Origin of the sequence: Clostridium sp., from assembly GCF_017888565.1 — a bacterium.
Taxonomy (GTDB): Bacteria; Bacillota; Clostridia; order Clostridiales; family Clostridiaceae; genus Clostridium.
This window is the reverse complement of sequence record NZ_JAGHFX010000058.1, coordinates 34,375-52,937: the sequence shown is the minus strand read 5'-3', so window position 1 is coordinate 52,937 and position 18,563 is coordinate 34,375. Positions and strand designations below refer to the sequence as shown.

12 protein-coding genes are annotated in these 18,563 nt (G+C 27.7%); 5 read left to right on the top strand and 7 right to left on the bottom strand.

Annotation, left to right across the window (positions count from 1 at the left end):
* Window positions 1–96: 96 nt before the first annotated feature.
* From J7M87_RS10945 to J7M87_RS10935, 3 genes are all read right to left on the bottom strand, one after another.
* Complete coding sequence (locus tag J7M87_RS10945) at window positions 97–1,242, bottom strand: toxic anion resistance protein (protein ID WP_291651088.1); 1,146 nt, start codon at window positions 1,240–1,242, stop codon at window positions 97–99.
* 27 nt (window positions 1,243–1,269) lie between these two features.
* Entirely contained in the window at window positions 1,270–2,442 is a 1,173-nt protein-coding gene (locus J7M87_RS10940) for a 5-bromo-4-chloroindolyl phosphate hydrolysis family protein (protein WP_291651087.1), read from the bottom strand.
* A gap of 392 nt (window positions 2,443–2,834) precedes the next feature.
* Window positions 2,835–8,540 carry a beta-N-acetylglucosaminidase domain-containing protein gene (locus tag J7M87_RS10935; RefSeq protein ID WP_291651086.1) on the bottom strand — a complete coding sequence of 1,902 codons (5,706 nt, stop codon included), beginning with the start codon at window positions 8,538–8,540 and terminating at the stop codon, window positions 2,835–2,837.
* A 585-nt stretch (window positions 8,541–9,125) separates the two neighbouring features.
* Here J7M87_RS10935 and J7M87_RS10930 point away from each other — a divergent pair.
* From J7M87_RS10930 to J7M87_RS10920, 3 genes are all read left to right on the top strand, one after another.
* Entirely contained in the window at window positions 9,126–10,784 is a 1,659-nt protein-coding gene (locus J7M87_RS10930; RefSeq protein ID WP_365845308.1) for a sensor histidine kinase, read from the top strand.
* A 13-nt stretch (window positions 10,785–10,797) separates the two neighbouring features.
* Window positions 10,798–11,520 (top strand): LytTR family DNA-binding domain-containing protein, encoded by a 723-nt coding sequence (locus J7M87_RS10925; protein ID WP_291651085.1) that lies wholly within the window; start codon window positions 10,798–10,800, stop codon window positions 11,518–11,520.
* 145 nt (window positions 11,521–11,665) lie between these two features.
* On the top strand, window positions 11,666–12,883 hold the full coding sequence (locus J7M87_RS10920; protein WP_291651084.1) for an OFA family MFS transporter: 1,218 nt from the start codon (window positions 11,666–11,668) through the stop codon (window positions 12,881–12,883).
* 125 nt (window positions 12,884–13,008) lie between these two features.
* Here J7M87_RS10920 and J7M87_RS10915 read toward each other — a convergent pair whose 3' ends face one another.
* Together J7M87_RS10915 and fliB are read right to left on the bottom strand one after the other, a co-directional pair.
* Entirely contained in the window at window positions 13,009–13,323 is a 315-nt protein-coding gene (locus tag J7M87_RS10915; protein WP_291651083.1) for a nucleotide pyrophosphohydrolase, read from the bottom strand.
* A 51-nt stretch (window positions 13,324–13,374) separates the two neighbouring features.
* On the bottom strand, window positions 13,375–14,523 hold the full coding sequence (gene fliB, locus J7M87_RS10910; protein WP_291651082.1) for a flagellin lysine-N-methylase: 1,149 nt from the start codon (window positions 14,521–14,523) through the stop codon (window positions 13,375–13,377).
* A 245-nt stretch (window positions 14,524–14,768) separates the two neighbouring features.
* Between fliB and guaC the strand changes: the two genes are divergently transcribed.
* The gene (gene guaC / locus J7M87_RS10905) at window positions 14,769–15,752 is read left to right on the top strand and encodes a GMP reductase (RefSeq protein WP_291651081.1); all 984 of its coding nucleotides are present in this window, start codon (window positions 14,769–14,771) and stop codon (window positions 15,750–15,752) included.
* 110 nt (window positions 15,753–15,862) lie between these two features.
* On the opposite strand, the gene J7M87_RS10900 is transcribed toward guaC, so the two are convergent.
* Together J7M87_RS10900 and J7M87_RS10895 are read right to left on the bottom strand one after the other, a co-directional pair.
* Window positions 15,863–16,018, bottom strand: coding sequence for a hypothetical protein (locus J7M87_RS10900; RefSeq protein ID WP_291651080.1), 156 nt, complete (start codon window positions 16,016–16,018; stop codon window positions 15,863–15,865).
* Between the two features lie 79 nt (window positions 16,019–16,097).
* Window positions 16,098–17,000, bottom strand: coding sequence for a LysR family transcriptional regulator (locus J7M87_RS10895; RefSeq protein ID WP_291651079.1), 903 nt, complete (start codon window positions 16,998–17,000; stop codon window positions 16,098–16,100).
* Between the two features lie 117 nt (window positions 17,001–17,117).
* Here J7M87_RS10895 and J7M87_RS10890 point away from each other — a divergent pair, with 117 nt between their 5' ends.
* Complete coding sequence (locus J7M87_RS10890; RefSeq protein ID WP_291651078.1) at window positions 17,118–18,308, top strand: coenzyme F420-0:L-glutamate ligase; 1,191 nt, start codon at window positions 17,118–17,120, stop codon at window positions 18,306–18,308.
* Window positions 18,309–18,563: the final 255 nt, after the last annotated feature.

The following is an 18,563-nucleotide window of genomic DNA, read 5'->3' as shown; positions in this document are numbered from 1 at the left end:
ATTTAAATTTAAAACGCCTATGTAATGATAGTGTACATAGGCGTTTTGCTTTTATTAAACTATTATGAAATTCTATTTTTTATTAAATTCAAATTATTAATATTTAAAATCTAAAAGCTTATTTTTTAATTGATCTTCAATATTCCTTAATTCTACCTCGGCTTCTCTTCGCTTTTGACGTCCTTCTGTTTGTATATTAAGTATTTCGTCAAGAGTTGAAATTAATGATTCATTAGTTGTTCTAAGGGTATCAATATCAACAATTCCTCTTTCAGCTACTTTAGCTGTTTCTATAGTTGAAGTTTTTAATATTTCAGCATTTTTACGTAAAAGTTCATTTGTCATATTCGTTACTTCATTTTGAACCTTTGCTGCATTAGTAGAATGAGCAACTCCAAGAGCTAAAACTATTTGGCTTTTCCAAAGAGGAATAGTATTTACAATTGTTGATTGTATTTTTTCGGACATTAAGGAATCATTATTTTGAATCAAACGAATTTGAGGTGCCATTTGCAGAGAAATCATTTTCGTTAATTCTAAATCATGTATCTTCTTTTCAAAGCGATTGCAAAGTGCAATAAAATCATTTACTTCTTGAGCATCCTGAGGAAGCCCACTTCTTTTTGCTTTTTCTTGTAGTTTAGGAAGTTCATCTTTTTCTAATATTTGAAGCTTCTTTTTTCCAGCTAATATATACATAGAAAGCTCTTTAAAATATACTTTATTTATTTCATACATCTTATCTAGCATAGCAATATCTTTTAAAAGCTGTATTTGATGTTTTTCAAGGATATTACACATTTTATTAATATTATCCTCTACCTTATCATATTTTACTTTCATTTGATTAATCTTATCTTTACCTTTTTTTAAAAATCCAAAAATACCTTTTTTCTCTTCTGAATCTTCGAAGTTCTTTAACTCAAGAACTACATTAGAAAGCATATCCCCAACTTCACCTAAATCTTTAGTTTTCACATTATTTAACGCAGTCTCTGAAAAATCAGATATTTTCTTTTGAGCACCTACTCCATATTGTAAAATAGAATTTGAATTTTTTATTTCTATCTTCTCTACAAATTGATCTACCATCCTTTTTTCCTCTTCTGTCAATTGGATTTCATCAACTTTTTCTTCTTCTGGTTTTTCTTCCTGTACTTTTACATCAAGAACTTCTTCTTGAAATGGTTCAAAGCTTAATTCTGGCTTTATATTAATAGGTTCTTTAAAATCGTCGATCATTTAAAATTCCTCCCTTTTACTTTAAACTTATTTTTTAAAATCTTCCTCTGTTAATCCTTCTTGCTTAAACAAAGTCTTAAGAACAGAAATATCTGTAGAAATATCTAAAACAATATCTTCAAATAAATCATCTAATAAATTTTCAAAAGCATTATTTATAATATCAATACTCTTTTCAATTTCATTTTTAGCATTTTTTATATTTTCTCCTTGAACTAATTGATTGCTTAAATCTTTATATGAATTAATAAGTTTTATTGTAATCGGAAGATAATGATTTATAAATTTATTAACTTCTTGAAGCTTTTTAGGATTTTTCTCAACATAATCAAGTATTTGATTTGCAATATTTTGTAATTTATCTAGCTTTATAGCTATTTCTTCCTTATAAAGCTGATTTCTTACTTTCTTTATTTGTTCAATATAATTTCTTCCCATTTCAATTATAGATTTTAGTTCTTCTCTTTCTGAATCACTTAACCCTTCATTAGCTTCTTCTTTTTTACTTAATTTTTCTTTATTACTTTCTTTAACAATTTGTTGCTTTTTCAAATTTAGATAGTCTCCATAAACATCATCATTTAACATAAAATAAGTTTTTTCTTCATCAATATGTCCTTCTATAAACATACCTAAATCAATCATTTTGTTTAAGTCTTTAAGAACAAACTCCTCTTTCTCTTTAGCAAATCTCGCTAAGTCTTTAATTAAACAATAACTATTATCTTCAATGAATCTTACATATTTTTTAAAACGCTTTAATCTCTTTCTTAAATTTATTCCTCTAAAAAATAAACCTAAGCTTAATCCTAAAAATCCAAGTAAAACACCAAAAGTAGCAAAAGTACCTGGTATAATCCCATTAAAAAATAACATAAAGATTAGAAATATAAATACCAAAACTCCAAAAACTACGCTTCCAATCAAGCCAAATATTGAATAAAGTATTCCTGATACTGTTCCAGCTGGCCTTTTGCTAATGTATTCTGATATATCATTTTTAGTTTTTTTGTTTAATAATCCATATTTATTTTCTATTTTTACATTGTATTCCTTTAGCTTTGATTTAAATTCATTTAAAGTGTCCTCAGTTTTACCACTAATATCTCTTTTTAAATTAACAAAATCTATAGCATCAAGTGCACTTTTTACTGTCGATACAATTTGATCTTCTAACTCAGAAAAATCTTTCCTACCCATAACTCTTCCTCCAGATTATTTTTCTTATATTTAATATAAATTTAAATATATAAAATAATATATCTCTATTATAATATTTCAGATTAATTATATCTTATTATTAGGTCAATTACAATTTATAACAACTGTATATGTTTATTTTTCTTAATTAATATAAAATCCCTTGTCAAAGTGATATTTAGAAGTTTATAGTTGATTAGTTAAAATCCAATTAAGAAACTCTATAATAAAATAAAAAACTATAATAGCACCTAAATTACTATGATAGCCTTTCATTTAGTAATGCTATCATCAATCCTCGTCATTATAAATGAAATAAAAATGGACTATATCCTTAAAACTAAAGATATAATCCATTTTTATTTTTAATTAATTATTATTTAAAGATTCTATTACTTTGCAAGTTTTCTTTTCTTATTAAATATAAATACCACACCTGCAGATACCAATATAAATCCAAATAATAATACATTTGTTGAGTTTACTCCACCTGTTTCTGGAAGAGCTCCTTCATTTTTACCATTATTATTTTCTGAAGAATTTTCTCCACTTCCTGGAGTATTCTCTCCAGTTCCTGGATTTTCTTCTCCTGCTCCTGGATTTCCTTCTCCTGCTCCTGGGTTACCTTCTCCCCCGCCTGGATTTTCTTCTCCGGTTCCTGGGTTGCCTTCCCCTTCTCCTGGGTTAGTATCAGGTTTTAACTCTAAGTTTTCTTTTGCATCTTCAAAATTGTTCTTAGCTTTCACAAAATCTGTAGCAGCAGTATTATCAGCATTTTCTAACATAGATTTTAATATTGATAATCCTTCCGCATATTTAGCTGCACTTTCTTCTGTATATTTAGTTAAATCAATCTCTTCGATACCATTAACATAATCTACAATCTCTTTATTATCTACTCTTGTAACTAAGTTTTTAATAGCTACATCAATCTTGTTAATTAAATCTTGTACGCTATCTTCACTACCTGAAACAAATTCTTCATTTGCTGAATTAACTAAGGCCATTAATGCATTGTAGCTACTTGTAGTATATAAGTCAGCTTTAAATCCTTTAGCTGTCTCAACTTTAGCATGTAGTGCACTTACATTAACTAAGCTATTTCTTAAGCTTAATAGCTCTTTTTCATATCCTTTTAATTCTTCTTCTGACATTCCATCTAAGTCCATAGATTCAATTTCAACTACTCTATCCATTAATGCTTTATAAGAATTATTAGTATAATTAACTTTATCTAATTTCTTTAATTCAGAAATGTATTTTTTAATACTATCACTTGAACCTATTAATTCTAAGTTATTTTTTGTATTTTTAATATCATCTTCTGCTTGTTTAACTGTGTCAATTGTACCATTAATCATAACTTCTTTAGCTTTATTAATTGCATTTTCATAAGCCTTATAAGAAGTTTCTGTATAAATACTTGAATCAGTTATTGCATCAAATTCATCTATTAATGATGATAAAGATTCAACATTTACTAAAGAGTTCTTAGCATTTAACATAGAATCTTTTGTAGTTTCAAATGCTGAAGGATCTTGAGGTTCTGTTTTATTTAATTCAATTAATGCTTCTAATTCTATCTTTCTATCCTTTAATAAGTTCCAAGAATTTATAGTATATGTTTTTTCTGGGGCTGTAATATTATTCATAAACTCATTAACATCTTCTACTATAATTTCTGCTTCTTCTCTATTAGTAGGATTATATACTAAAGCTGACTTTGCTGAATTTAATTCATCTATTAACTTTGTAATATCAGCTTCTGATAAATTATTAGCATCTTCCATAGCTTTCTTAGCTGCATTTAAAGCTTTTTGATAATTAGCCCAGGTTTTACCTGTATATTTTGAACTATCATCATTAGCAATAGCATTATCAATTTCATCTTGTAATTTAGTGCTATCACCCTTTAATGCTTTATTTTCTTTTGCTTTTTCTATTTCTTTTATAGCACTATCTACAGTTGCTTGTGCTACATAATTATTTTCTTTAATCTCCTTAGCGACTTCTATAGCTTCTTTATATGCATTTGCGCTATTAGTAGTCCAGTCTTCAGTATTTAAATTCTCATTTATTAATTCTTCTAACTTTTGCTTATCTACATTTACATCTAATACTGAATCCATTGATAATTCTACTAGGTTTGGAGTAACTCCACTCCACTCAAACTTAACCTCTAAAACATTAGTTCCAACTGGTAAAATAAATTCATTTGTAGCTTTATTTAATCTTCCTAGTGTTATCCACTCATCAGTATTCTTATTAGTTTTAGCAATTCTAACCTTTACTTCTGCATTTGAAATTTGTTTAGCATTTTGCATAACTCTAATATGATTAACTTCTGTTTTTTCAGATAATGAATATACAAGGTATCCTGTATCTTTATTTGGAATATACATTGTAGTAATATCCCCATCTATTAAGTATTCATATAATCCTTTTTCTGTATCTGCTACATTTGATTCAAATGTTGGATCATTTACTGTTGGAATATATTCACCATTGTTTATTTCAACTTCATTAAGCTTTGTCCATCTATACGAATAAGGTTGTGTTATTTCAATTTTAATATAACGAGCTTTTTTATTAATATCAGTTGCTTTTGCTACATTATATGAAATTTCATGTTCTGGGAAACTTTCATTAATAGTTGAATCATCAGATTCAGTATTAGCTAATTGATCTCCTAGTGTAATGATTGGTTCGCCCCATTCACTTTTGTTTGCTGAAGCATAAACCAATCCATCTCGGATATAGTCTTTATCTGAATCATGAGTTACTAGCTTTAATTCATTTAAGTCAATTTCTTGACCTAAATCAAGAATCATATAATCTCCAATAGCTTGTGTCTTTTGATATTTTAAACCTGTTGTACGATCTTTATCAAATAAGTTTTCAATTTTACCCTCAGCAATTGTTCCCATATTAGTTTCACTTACTGTAGGTTGTCCAAATTCTCTTGATAATACCTTAAACTCATCTAAATCAAAAGTAACTGCATTGTTTGTTAAATTAACTAGACGAATATATCTAGCATCATTATTTTCAGTTAAACTTCCACTTTCTATATTAGTCCATTCATGAGCATTTTTAGAAACTTGTAATGTAAGGTTTTCTAATGATGAACCCTTTACGATAGCTTCAGTTAATTCATGAATACGATCTAATTTTAATCCAATATATTCTCCATTTTCTAATGTAACATTTTGAAGTTCAACAATACTAGCATTATCATTATAATAATCTGCTGGATGTTCTTTGTATTTTTCTACATTAGTATATACCTTACCATTATGATAAACTTTTGAATTTACCTCAAACTCTCTAAATCCAATCCAAGTTTCTTGATTCACATTATTTCTTAAACGCACATATTGTGCTTCAATTTCTTGACTTGAAAGATCTATTCTAATTTCTTTTTTATTTTCAAATCGTTCAATTGGCGTGTAATTTTTCCCATCTAAAGAATACTCTAAAGTAGCATCCTTAAACCAATCCCCCGCATCTGCGGTTTGACCTTGAATAATATTAATTTTACCTAATATAATTGGTTCGCTTAATCTTACTCCCACATAGTCCCCTGCAATAGTTGTATTTACAGGATTTCCATTTTGTCTAACATTATAGTGAACACCTGTAGTTTCATCTCCATCTATAATATCAGAATCTTTTCCGCTATACACACTCCAACCATCAGTTGTACGTATTACTTCACTTGTAAATGTTGGCCCTTCTGATTCTTGTGGAGATGTAGCAATTGAGAATTCTCTCATAGCTGGCCATTTTCTTCCACTTCCAGCTTCTGTGCAAATGTATCTTAATCCTACAACATTATCTATTTCTATTCCACTAATTTTAACTGATTCAGCATATGGTCCATATGTTTTACTGTTAATATCTTGCCATGTTGTTCCATCAGTTGTGTATTGTACCTTTGCAGTACCAAATGTATCATCTTTCTTACTTGGAGTACCATTTAATATATCTACTCCATAAATTGTAGTTGGCTTACTTAATGATATTTGATAATATTGACCAACGGCCTCATATTCACCATTCCATATAAATGTATCTGCCTTACCATCAACAATATTTTCAATATTTCCTGAATATATATTTGATATATTAGTAGAAGGGGTAATTACTAAGTTTTCTCCACCATTAACTAAAGCATTAATTTTATTAGAAATACCATCTCTAACAGCTTCTGCAAATGGAACTAAACGCTTTGATCCTGGTTGAGCTTTAGTACTTCCATTAATAGTTGGTCTATCATGATTTTTACTATTCTCATATGCAACAGTTCCATCAGCGAAATTTTGGATTGCTGATTCATTATCCTTTTCTTCTAAATTCATTGCTGCATTGACATAATCTTTAATAGAAGTTGCTAAATCTTTTAATGAATTTGCGAATGGTGTAATTTGTTCAACCATTCTTGCATTATTGCTAGTATTAATAAATTCATCACTAGCCTCAATTATTATATTCATTTCATTTACTAATTTAGTACCAACTTCAATAAGTGACTCTCCACTACTTAATTTAGTTTTAAATTCATCTAATAAAGGTTTTATCTCTTCTGATTCTTCTAATACTAATCCATGTCCATTTGGTGCTGGATCTGAAGTATGTTTTGCTATTGTGTGTAAAGCTTCTGAAGCATCACTATCTATATATTTGAATGAATCTTCCCAACTCTTATCATCATCAAATCCTTTTACATTCCAAGCATAATCTGCAATAGCAAAAAGAGATACTTTTGATGGTTCTGCATCTTGCATAGGATTTGTTACTACACCTGCTAAATCCTCAATATTGATGTCAGTGTGTAATAAGCTTCCTTTTCCCATCATTAATCTTTTCATATTAATATCATTAACTGGCCAGTTTAGCCAGAATAAAGGACTTCTTCTACTGTCTTTACCTTCTTCTAGTCTATGTGTTTTAAAGTTAGTTAAAGTATCTTGGCTAACTGGTGCACATACTGAATTACCTGTCCAGAAAATTTGAACATCCTCTGGGAATTGGGCATCATAAATATTTAATTCTGAGTAATCCCCTTGCCAACTAGCATTATAACCTGCAGGACAGAATACAAAATCGTATACATCACCTTTTTCTTTACCCCATTCTGATAGTTCATTCATCATATTAACAACAATTTGTTTATCAAGGTTACCAACATCATCTCCTAGAATACCAAATTGTCTAACACCAACTGAGTATAATTGATCAAATTTTGCTTTTAATTTAATCATTTCATTGTCATAATCATTTGCATTAAATCCACCCATAAAAGGATGCGCTGTCCAAACAAATTTTGTTTTACTCTTAACCCCTACTTCTACCATTTCAGCAATTGCTGCTAATTCTTCTTCTGGGTATAATTCTCTCCACTTGCGTGTATGATATAAATCATCTTTAGGTGCAAAGATATAAGATGTCATCTTAAATTCTCCACCAAACTCCATTAAAGACATACGATCTTCATTAGTCCATGGAATACCATAATATCCTTCGATAAATCCACGAATTGGTGTGTCCGCATAATCCTTCATTTCAAAATTAAGAATTGTTGATCCATCCATTTGACTAAATATATGTTTTAATGATGTGATTCCATAAAATGCAGCATCTGTATTTTTTCCTAAAATAGAAATTGTCCCATTTTCTGATGCTAGATAATAAGAATCATATTTTTCAAATAAATCACTATCTAATTCATGATTACTTTGTACATACTTGTCTACATATTCACCTGATGAATATGTTCCTACTAGTATATTTGTTTTCCCATTTGTAATTTCATCTGAAACTGTAATATTCTTATCCTTTGATTCTAAAACTTCAGTCATACGATTTTTAGTAGCATCATCAATTGTACTATCATATACTACATTAACATCTTTACGTATTACAAATTCATCTCCTGTGTATTTTACTTCATGAGGGTTTGGATAAATTTCATATCCAACTTTTTCTTCATTTTCCTCTACTCTTGTTGTCCCATGAACCACAGATGGTTGAACCAAACCGAAAGTCATAGCAACAGCTAAAATAGAACTCAGTAATTTCTTACCTTTAATCCTCATACTATTTCCTCCCTAATAAATAATATTAAAAGGCTTTAAATGATATCTTGTATTGTTGTTACCTATTTTTTCTATTTATATTGTCCTTTATATAAATTCATTTAAGATATATATATTTATACAAAAAAAAGCTCTCTTACAAATCTTGTAAGAAAGCTAATGCCCAATTGGTAACACGCTATACAAAATATACACAAATATTTCCTTTTGTTCTATATTATATAATGAAAACGTATTTCTGTAAACATTTTTCTCATTTTTCATTCTTTTTTTAATAATTATAATTTTCTGCCAAATTAATATAATACAAATTTTATATAAATAAAGGCAATTATTTTTATTATAGTTAAAATTATATTCTAAATCCATATTCCTAAAAAAGTTATCTATTATTTAATTTAATACTTAATGCTATACAGATATTATCACCTTATTTTATAAATTTTAATATTATCTTCATCTACATCTTCTTTGTTAATATTAATAACTTATATTTTGTTATTTTTTTATTTGCTTAACAAATAATAAGAAAAAAAGTAGAATTATATATAGATAAATTATCTTAAGAAAGGAGAAGATGTTAACTTGGATTACATAATTAATATATTAATTCAATTTATGGATAGAGCCGTATTACTTCTTGCATGTTTATTTACTATAACTAGATTACAAAGTTTCAGAAATATATTTCAAAGAGATACCTATAGAAAAAAGGATTACTTAATTGCTTGTACAGTCTTTTCTATATTTGCAATACTATCAACATATACAGGCCTTAATGTAGAAGGGTCTTTAGTAAATGTTAGAACTATCACTATAGTATCTGGAGGAATAATATTTGGTCCAGTTGTTGGAATAGTAACAGGAGTAATATCCGGAGTTCATAGATATCTAATAGATATAGGAGGAATAACTTCTATTCCCTGCCTAATAAGCAGTATATGTGCTGGAATAATCTCTGGGTATATTAATAGAAAAATAAAAAGAAACTATAGATGGATAGCAGGAATAATAGCTGGAATGTTTTCCGAGACCATTACAATGATACTTATACTTCTATTAAGTAGGCCCCACTCATTGGGTTATGACATAGTATCTAAAATCGCAGCTCCAATGATTATTGGGCAAATATGTGTGGGATTTATTGTTTTATTAGTTCAAAGTATAGAAAATGATAAGGAAAAGATTTCTGCTAAGCAAGCAAAACTAGCATTAGATATCGCAAATAAAACTCTTCCTTATTTTAGAAAAATAAATAGTGAGTCTTTAAATAAAATATGTACAATTATAAAAGAGGATATTAAAGCTGATGCTGTTTCAATAACTGACACAAAAAATATATTAGCTTATAGTGGTATTGGTAAAGAATATTATAATATTGGTCATGAAATTATAAATTCTGAAACAAAAGAAGCTATCAGTAGTGGTAAAATAGTTATAAAAAATACTGGTTTTAAAGAAAAAACATCACTTTTAAAATCAGCAATTATTATACCTCTTAAAGAGAAAAATGAAGTTATCGGTGCTTTAAAAATATACTATAGAGCTTCTAATAACATAACTTATACTGTAGAAACTCTTGCTGTGGGACTTTCACAAATTATTTCAACTCTTATGGAGGTATCAAAAGTTGAAGAAATGAAGGAAATGGCTAATAAGGCAGAGCTTAAAGCCCTTCAAACACAAATTAATCCTCACTTTTTATTTAATGCATTGAATGCTATAGCTTCTTCTATAAGAATAAATCCTAATAATGCAAGAGAACTTATAATAAATTTATCAAGTTATTTAAGATTTAATTTAGAATTAAACAGTGAATTTATAGATGTAAAAAAAGAACTTAAACAAGTAAAAGATTATATTGAAATAGAAAAGGCTCGATTTGGTGATAAATTAAATGTTATCTATGATATAGATGATGTTGATATTAAAATACCAAGCCTTACAATACAACCTTTAGTTGAAAATGCCATAGTCCATGGAATTTTAAAGGATAATCATAATGGAACAGTTAAAATAAGTTTAAAGGATGAGGATGAGAAAGTTAAAATTTCTATAATAGATAGTGGTTTAGGAATAAGTGAAGAAATGATAAATAATATTTATACTGATAATGTTCCAGAAAAGAAAATAGGTCTTTATAATGTTCATTCAAGAATTAAGCTTATTTATGGAGAAGGTCTTAACATAAAAAGACTAGATAAAGGAACTATGATAGAATTTTATATAAAGAAAAAAATATAAGAGGGTGAGATATATGAAAGCAATAATAGTTGATGATGAATTCTTAGCAAGAGAAGAACTTAAATATTTTATTCAAAATTACAGTAAAATAGATATAGTCTCAGAATTTACAGATGGAATAGAGGTTCTTAAATTTATTCAAAATAATGAAATTGATGTTATATTTTTAGATATAAATATTCCTTCATTAGATGGTGTTTTACTTGCTAAAAGTATAAGTAAATTTACAAAAAAACCTTATATAGTTTTTATAACAGCATATAAAGAACATGCTGTTGAAGCCTTTGAAGTTGAAGCTTTTGATTATATTTTAAAGCCTTATTCAGAATCTAGAATTGTCTCAATGTTAAAAAAGTTAGAAAATCTTGATAATAACTCAAAAAGTAATTCTCCTAAACATAGCATATCAAATAAGATAAATCTATGGAAAAATGAAAAAATAATAGTTGTAGATATTAATGATATATATTATTGTGTAGCAAGAGAAAGAATAACTTATGTTTTTACTAAAAATGAGGAGTATTCAGTTAACCTAAGTATATCTGATTTTTATGAAAAACTCTCTAAAGATATATTCTTTAGATGCCATAGATCCTATATAGTAAATGTCAATAAAATAAGAGAAATAATACCTTGGTTTAATAGTACCTATAATTTGAAACTTCAAGATATTGATTATGAAGTACCTGTAAGCAGAAGTAATGTAAAAGAATTCAAGCAACTCATGCATATATAATTGCATTCTATTCAAACTTTTTTGTATTTCATTCATAAAATAATAATTTTATCTTTTACGGATTTATAATGAAAACATAAACAGTGTTTCGTTATAAAAATTAGTAAATGCTATATATGTAAAAATAAAATTAGAGGTGAATGAGATGAAAAAAGTATCAGAAAATCGTTGGTTAATAGTTTTAGGTTCAGTAATTACCCAACTTGGATTAGGTACAATTTATACTTGGAGTTTATTTAACCAACCCCTAGTAAATAAATTTGGCTTTCAATTAAATAAGGTTGCTATTACCTTCTCCATAACTAGTTTTGCTTTAGCAGTATCTACATTAGCAGCTGGTAAACTTCAGGACAAGCTAGGAATTAGAAAACTTACTTCAATTGCAGGCTTAATATTAGGACTTGGCTTAATATTAACATCATTTGATTCTTCATTACCTATGCTTTATATTACAGCAGGTGTAATAGTTGGAGCTGCCGACGGTATAGCATATATTACAACACTTTCAAATTGTATTAAATGGTTCCCTGATAAAAAAGGACTTATTTCTGGTATTTCAGTAGGAGCTTATGGAACAGGTAGTTTAATTTTTAAATATATAAATGGAAGCCTAATTAATAATGTCGGAGTTTCACAAGCATTTTTATACTGGGGTCTTATAGCTATGGCTTTAATATTAATAGGTTCTCAACTTTTAAAGGATGCTCCATTAGTGATCAGTAATTCTAAAGATAATAAAAACACAAAGGAGTTTACAGTAAAAGAAATGCTTAAAACAAAAGAAGCTTATGCTTTATTTGTAATATTCTTTTCAGCATGCATGAGCGGTCTTTATCTAATAGGGATAGTTAAAGATATTGGTGTTGAACTAGTTGGACTGACACCTGATGTAGCCGCAAATGCAGTTGCTATGGTAGCAATATTCAATACAGCTGGAAGAATTATATTAGGTGCCTTATCAGATAAATTCGGTAGATTAAAAGTAGTAATACTATCACTTTCAATTACAACTATTTCAGTATTTATACTAAGCTTCATGCATTTAAACTTTGCTATATTCTTTGCCTGTGTTGCATCAATTGCATTTTGTTTTGGAGGAAATATTACAGTATTCCCTGCCATAGTAGGAGATTTCTTTGGTGTTAATAATCAAACTAAGAACTATGGAATTATATATCAAGGGTTTGGCTTAGGAGCAATTTCAGGTTCATTTATATCATCATTAACAGGAGGCTTTAAATCCACATTCATAGTTATTGGAGCCTTATGCTTAATATCAATAATTTTAGCTTCTACAATACAATCTGTAAAATCAAATCAAAAAGTTAGACGTAGTACTAAGCTTGTAAAAAAAGTTGCATAATATCCTTGATATTTATATATGAACCTTTTAAAAAGGAGCTGTCGCACAATTAAAATGGCTTTCTGTGACAACTCCTTTTTTGTATAAATTTAAATATTTGAATTAGATTATACTTATATTATTTTTTAAAGTTCTTTATACTTTTTGCTTGTTCCTTTAGCTTTTTCTACTGGGTATTTCTTTTCATTCTTATCCATTTTCTTATTCATTATGTCGTCTATATTTACACCTAAAGAATCTGACATATGTAAGCAATATATCATAACATCTGCTAGTTCTTCGCATACTTCTTCTTTATTATAATTATCATCCCAAAGGAAATGTTCTAATAATTCAGCTGACTCAATGCTTATTGCCTTTGCTAAATTGGCAGGCGTATGAAATTGTGACCATTCTCTATCATCTCTAAATTTTTTTATTCTATTTCTTATTTCTTCCACTTATATTATCTCCCTTCTTAACATTTGTGTACTATTTTTTAATTATTACTATTAGACTAAAGTTAAAGAACATATATAATCAAATTCTAATATTTCACTTTCAAAAATATCTAATAAGAATTCCATTACTGCATCAGAATTATTACCTATAATTCTTGAAAAAATTACAATATAATCTTTTACATCTTGGATACTAATTTCTTTTTTTACATTAATACTATATCTTAAAAATACAGCATGTCTTATAAATAAATATTCCAATATAATCAATTCGATAGAAATAATCATTTCTTCTAAATCATCACTAACACAACTACTCAAAACTTTTGATACAATGCAGTTTTCAATTAAATTATCATACTCTTTAAATAAATCCTTAAAGTCCTTCCACTCTTTTAAAAGATATTCTATATTAATTTCTTTATTAAATTTATAAATATCCTTTAAAGCTTCTTTAAAAATAGAAACATTTCTATAGTTTTCTATTATATCTATAAATAATGAATTTATTTCTTTTAAACACTCTGCAGTATCTTTACTCTCATAGCATTTGTATTTGTTTAATTCTTCTTTTATATAATTTTTAGATCTATATTTATCTAAAAACTCTATTAAATCTTCATAAGTTAAATCATCACTATCCATCATATTAAGAAGAATATTATAAGAAATGATAAGCTTACCTTCTATACTTATTTCATCTTTTTGGAGTATATTAACTAAGCTCTCTCTTATTTTTAAACAGCCTAAATTTTCAATATAAGAAAGATAATCATTAAACTCTATATAATTTTTTTCTTTCATATCACTAATTATATTAACTACTTCAGGACATGAACATGATAAAGTAAGTTCTTTTACATCCTCAAATTTATTTTCTATTCTAGGGAAGTTCTTACAAGTTAAAGATAAATTTTCATCACCATGGTTTATAACTATATTACATAGCCCTTCTTCACTTAATAAAGGACACTTCCCCTTTGTCTCTTTTTTTATTAAATATGTATTTTCCCCATTAATTTTTATAAACCTTACATTATCTAAAAGATAATTAAGATCATCTTTTTCCCTCCACTTATTATAAGTTTTAGTATCTACATTTATATCCCACCCTTTACAACAAGTGAACTTACATTTATCTGCTGTACACTTAAATTTATCATATCCTTTTATCTTTAAGATATTTTCTATTTTGTTCATATATTAAACTCCATATTCAAATTTAATTTTAATATACTTATTATAATAAACTTCCTTTGCTTTGTATTGTTTTTTATTAAAGGTTACACAGTTAAAACAAATAATATTTTGATAGTCATAATAAAATAAGTATAAAAAAGACTTTAATTAATTTTGACATCTCTCTGAAATATATGTATAATATATCCTATAAACGAATTATAAATATATATTTACAAAAATTATTCGGATATAGTGAGGTAAAAATGGATAACGTTTTTGATTATGAAGATATACAACTAATACCAGCAAAATGCATAGTAAACAGTCGTTCTGAATGTGATACATCTATAACTCTTGGAGGAAGAACTTTTAAATTACCTGTAGTTCCAGCAAATATGCAAACTATTATAGATGAAAAAGTCGCAGTTTATCTGGCAGAAAACGGATATTTTTATATAATGCACCGTTTCAATCCAGAGAGCAGAATACAATTTATTAAAGATATGAAAGCAAAAAATTTATTTTCTTCTATAAGTGTTGGAGTTAAGGATGAAGAATATGCATTTATCGAACAATTAGAAGGAGAAAACCTTTCACCTGAATATATAACAATTGATATTGCTCATGGACATTCTAATGCAGTTATTAATATGATTCAGCATATAAAAAAGCATTTACCTAAAAGTTTTGTTATTGCAGGAAATGTAGGAACCCCAGAAGCAGTAAGAGAGTTAGAAAATGCCGGTGCAGATGCTACAAAAGTAGGGATTGGTCCTGGAAAAGTATGTATTACTAAAATTAAAACAGGCTTTGGTACAGGTGGCTGGCAATTAGCTGCACTTCGTTGGTGTGCAAAAGCTGCAACTAAGCCAATTATTGCAGATGGAGGTATTCGTACTCATGGTGATATCGCTAAATCAATTAGATTTGGTGCCTCTATGGTTATGATAGGTTCTCTGTTTGCTGGACATGAAGAATCTCCAGGTGAAACTGTTGAAAAAGACGGAAAGCTTTATAAGGAATACTTTGGTTCTGCTTCCGAATTTCAAAAAGGTGAAAGAAAAAATGTTGAAGGAAAGAAAATGTTTGTGGAATATAAAGGTTCATTAAAAGATACCTTAATAGAAATGCAACAAGACCTTCAATCATCTATTTCCTATGCAGGAGGCAAAAAACTAGATGCAATAAGAACTGTTGATTACGTAGTTGTTAAAAATTCAATTTTTAATGGCGATAGAATATATTAGAATCATTCAAAAAATGAATCTACTACTGATCTTTAAACTAGTAGTAGATTCATTTTTATTTCTTCTAAATTTATCTTAGTTAGATATTCATTTAAGTATCCATATTATTTTTATATTCTATCATTAATTAACAGCTTTTGGCTTGATTCTAAGCCAATTAGTTTTAATTGTCTTTTTTCTTTTACAAATATAGATTTATACATCTTTCTTTCATTTTTCTCAAATATAATAATTCTTGTCCCTTCATTATCCGATTCAACATACATATTATAATCTTGTACATTAATTTTTTCAGCAATTTTGCTAATTTCTTCATAACAATCCCCCTTCCAGGTTATCTAAACACTACTCCCTCCTGTCACTTAACTCACAAGATAATATCTCAACAAATTTTGTAGAAGCTAATGAAAGTGGCACACTCTTTAAATAACAAACTCCAATACTTCTACTAGGTATTTTTTCTAAAACATTAACCTCATACAATAATCCTTTTTCTAAATAATCCTTCGAGAACTCCTTTACTACACAAGCAATACCTAAATTTATCTTTGCAAACTCCAATAATAAATCAAAAGATCCAAGTTCAAATTCTGGTGAGATTTTTATCCCCTTTGATAGCATGAATTTCTCTACATATTTTCTTGAATTTGAATTAGGTTCTAGAAATATCAAAGGATATTTAACCATTTCTTCTAATGAAATTTTCTTCTTTGTTAATTCCTTATACTTATCTCCACAAACAAAAATATCTCTAACTTCCCCACAAGTTATAAATTCTAATGAAGGATCATCAATTGGTAAGTTGCAAATTGCAATATCAATTTCCCCTGACTTAATTAAAGCGCATAATTCTAATGTAGTTCCATTTATAATCTTAAATTTAAGATTAGTATATCTATTATGGAAAACCTCTAAATACGGTAGCAAAAAATACTTAGATATAGTATCTCCTACACCAATCTTTAATTCTCCAACAGTTAAATCTTTAAATTCTAATATTTTTTCTTCTCCTACATTAATTAAATTAATTGCTGAATTTACATATTCAAATAAGAGACTTCCTTCATTAGTTAAGGTTACTCCCTTTGATGTTCTATTAAAAAGTCTAATATCTAATTCTCTTTCTAATTGCATTATAGCTTGACTCACTGCTGGTTGTGTCATGTAAAGCTCATTTGATGCTTTAGAGAAACTTTTACTTTTTCCTACCTGACAAAACACCTTATATAAATCTAATTTAGTAATCATATAAGTACTCCTTATACCACATATTCATTCTATTTATTTTACTTATATCATTTTTTGAGGTATATTACAATAGTAAGAATATTTGAAAATAAATTTAAATTGTTAGGAGAGATTATTTTGGAAAGAGTTGTTGGTACAGTTGTTAGAGGACTTCGTTGCCCAATCATTAAAGAAGGCGATAAAATTGAAGATATAGTTGTAGAAAGTGTACTTAAAGCTTCAGAAACTGAAGGCTTTACTATAAACGATAAAGATATTGTTACTGTAACTGAATCAATAGTTGCACGTGCACAAGGAAATTATGCTTCTATAGATAATATTGCTACAGATGTTAAATCTAAATTTGGTGACGATACTATTGGTGTAATCTTCCCTATCTTAAGTCGTAACCGTTTTGCAATCTGCCTTCGTGGTATAGCAAAAGGAGCTAAGAAAATAGTATTAATGTTAAGCTATCCATCTGATGAAGTTGGAAATCACTTAGTTGATTTAGATATGTTAGATGATAAAGGTGTTAATCCTTGGACAGATGTTTTAACAGAACAAGAATTCCGTAATCTATTTGGATATAATAAACATCCTTTTACAGGTGTTGATTATATTGATTATTATAAATCTTTAATAGAAGAATATGGTGTTGAATGTGAAGTAATATTCTCAAACAATCCTAAAACTATATTAAATTATACAAAGAGCGTTCTTACTTGTGACATTCATACAAGATTTAGAACTAAGAAAATTTTAAAAGCAAACGGCGGAGAAAAAATTTATAGCCTTGATAATATATTATGTGAATCTATTGATGGAAGTGGATGTAATGAAGCTTATGGTTTATTAGGTTCAAATAAATCAACAGAAGAAACTGTTAAACTTTTCCCTCGTAACTGTCAACCTGTAGTTGATAATATCCAGGCTATTCTTAAGGAAAAGACAGGAAAAGATGTTGAAGTTATGATTTATGGAGATGGAGCTTTCAAAGATCCAGTGGGTAAGATTTGGGAACTTGCTGACCCAGTAGTATCCCCTGCATATACATCAGGCTTAAATGGTACACCAAATGAAATAAAATTAAAATATCTTGCTGATAATAACTTTGCTGATTTAAAAGGTGAAGAACTTAAGAAAGCAATATCAGAATATATTAAAAATAAGGAATCAGATTTAGTTGGAGCTATGGAAGCCCAAGGTACTACTCCAAGAAGACTTACTGACCTTATAGGATCATTATCTGACTTAACATCAGGAAGTGGAGATAAAGGAACTCCTATTATATTCATTCAAGGTTATTTCGATAATTATACAAAGTAATAAATTTAAAAAGTCATCTACAGTGCTTTTGTACTATGTAGATGACTTTTCTTTTATAATAATAAATTATATATCTTTAATATTTTATATATTTGTGAACTATTTTGCACTAAGTAAGTTTCTATTTGCTCAATAAAAAATTTCTTTTATCAGCACAAATTCAATAGCATCTTCATAAATAATATTTAATATTTTTGAAAGATAATATTTTAATCTAGTACTTTTTAGTATATATCTAATATAATAAATATAATC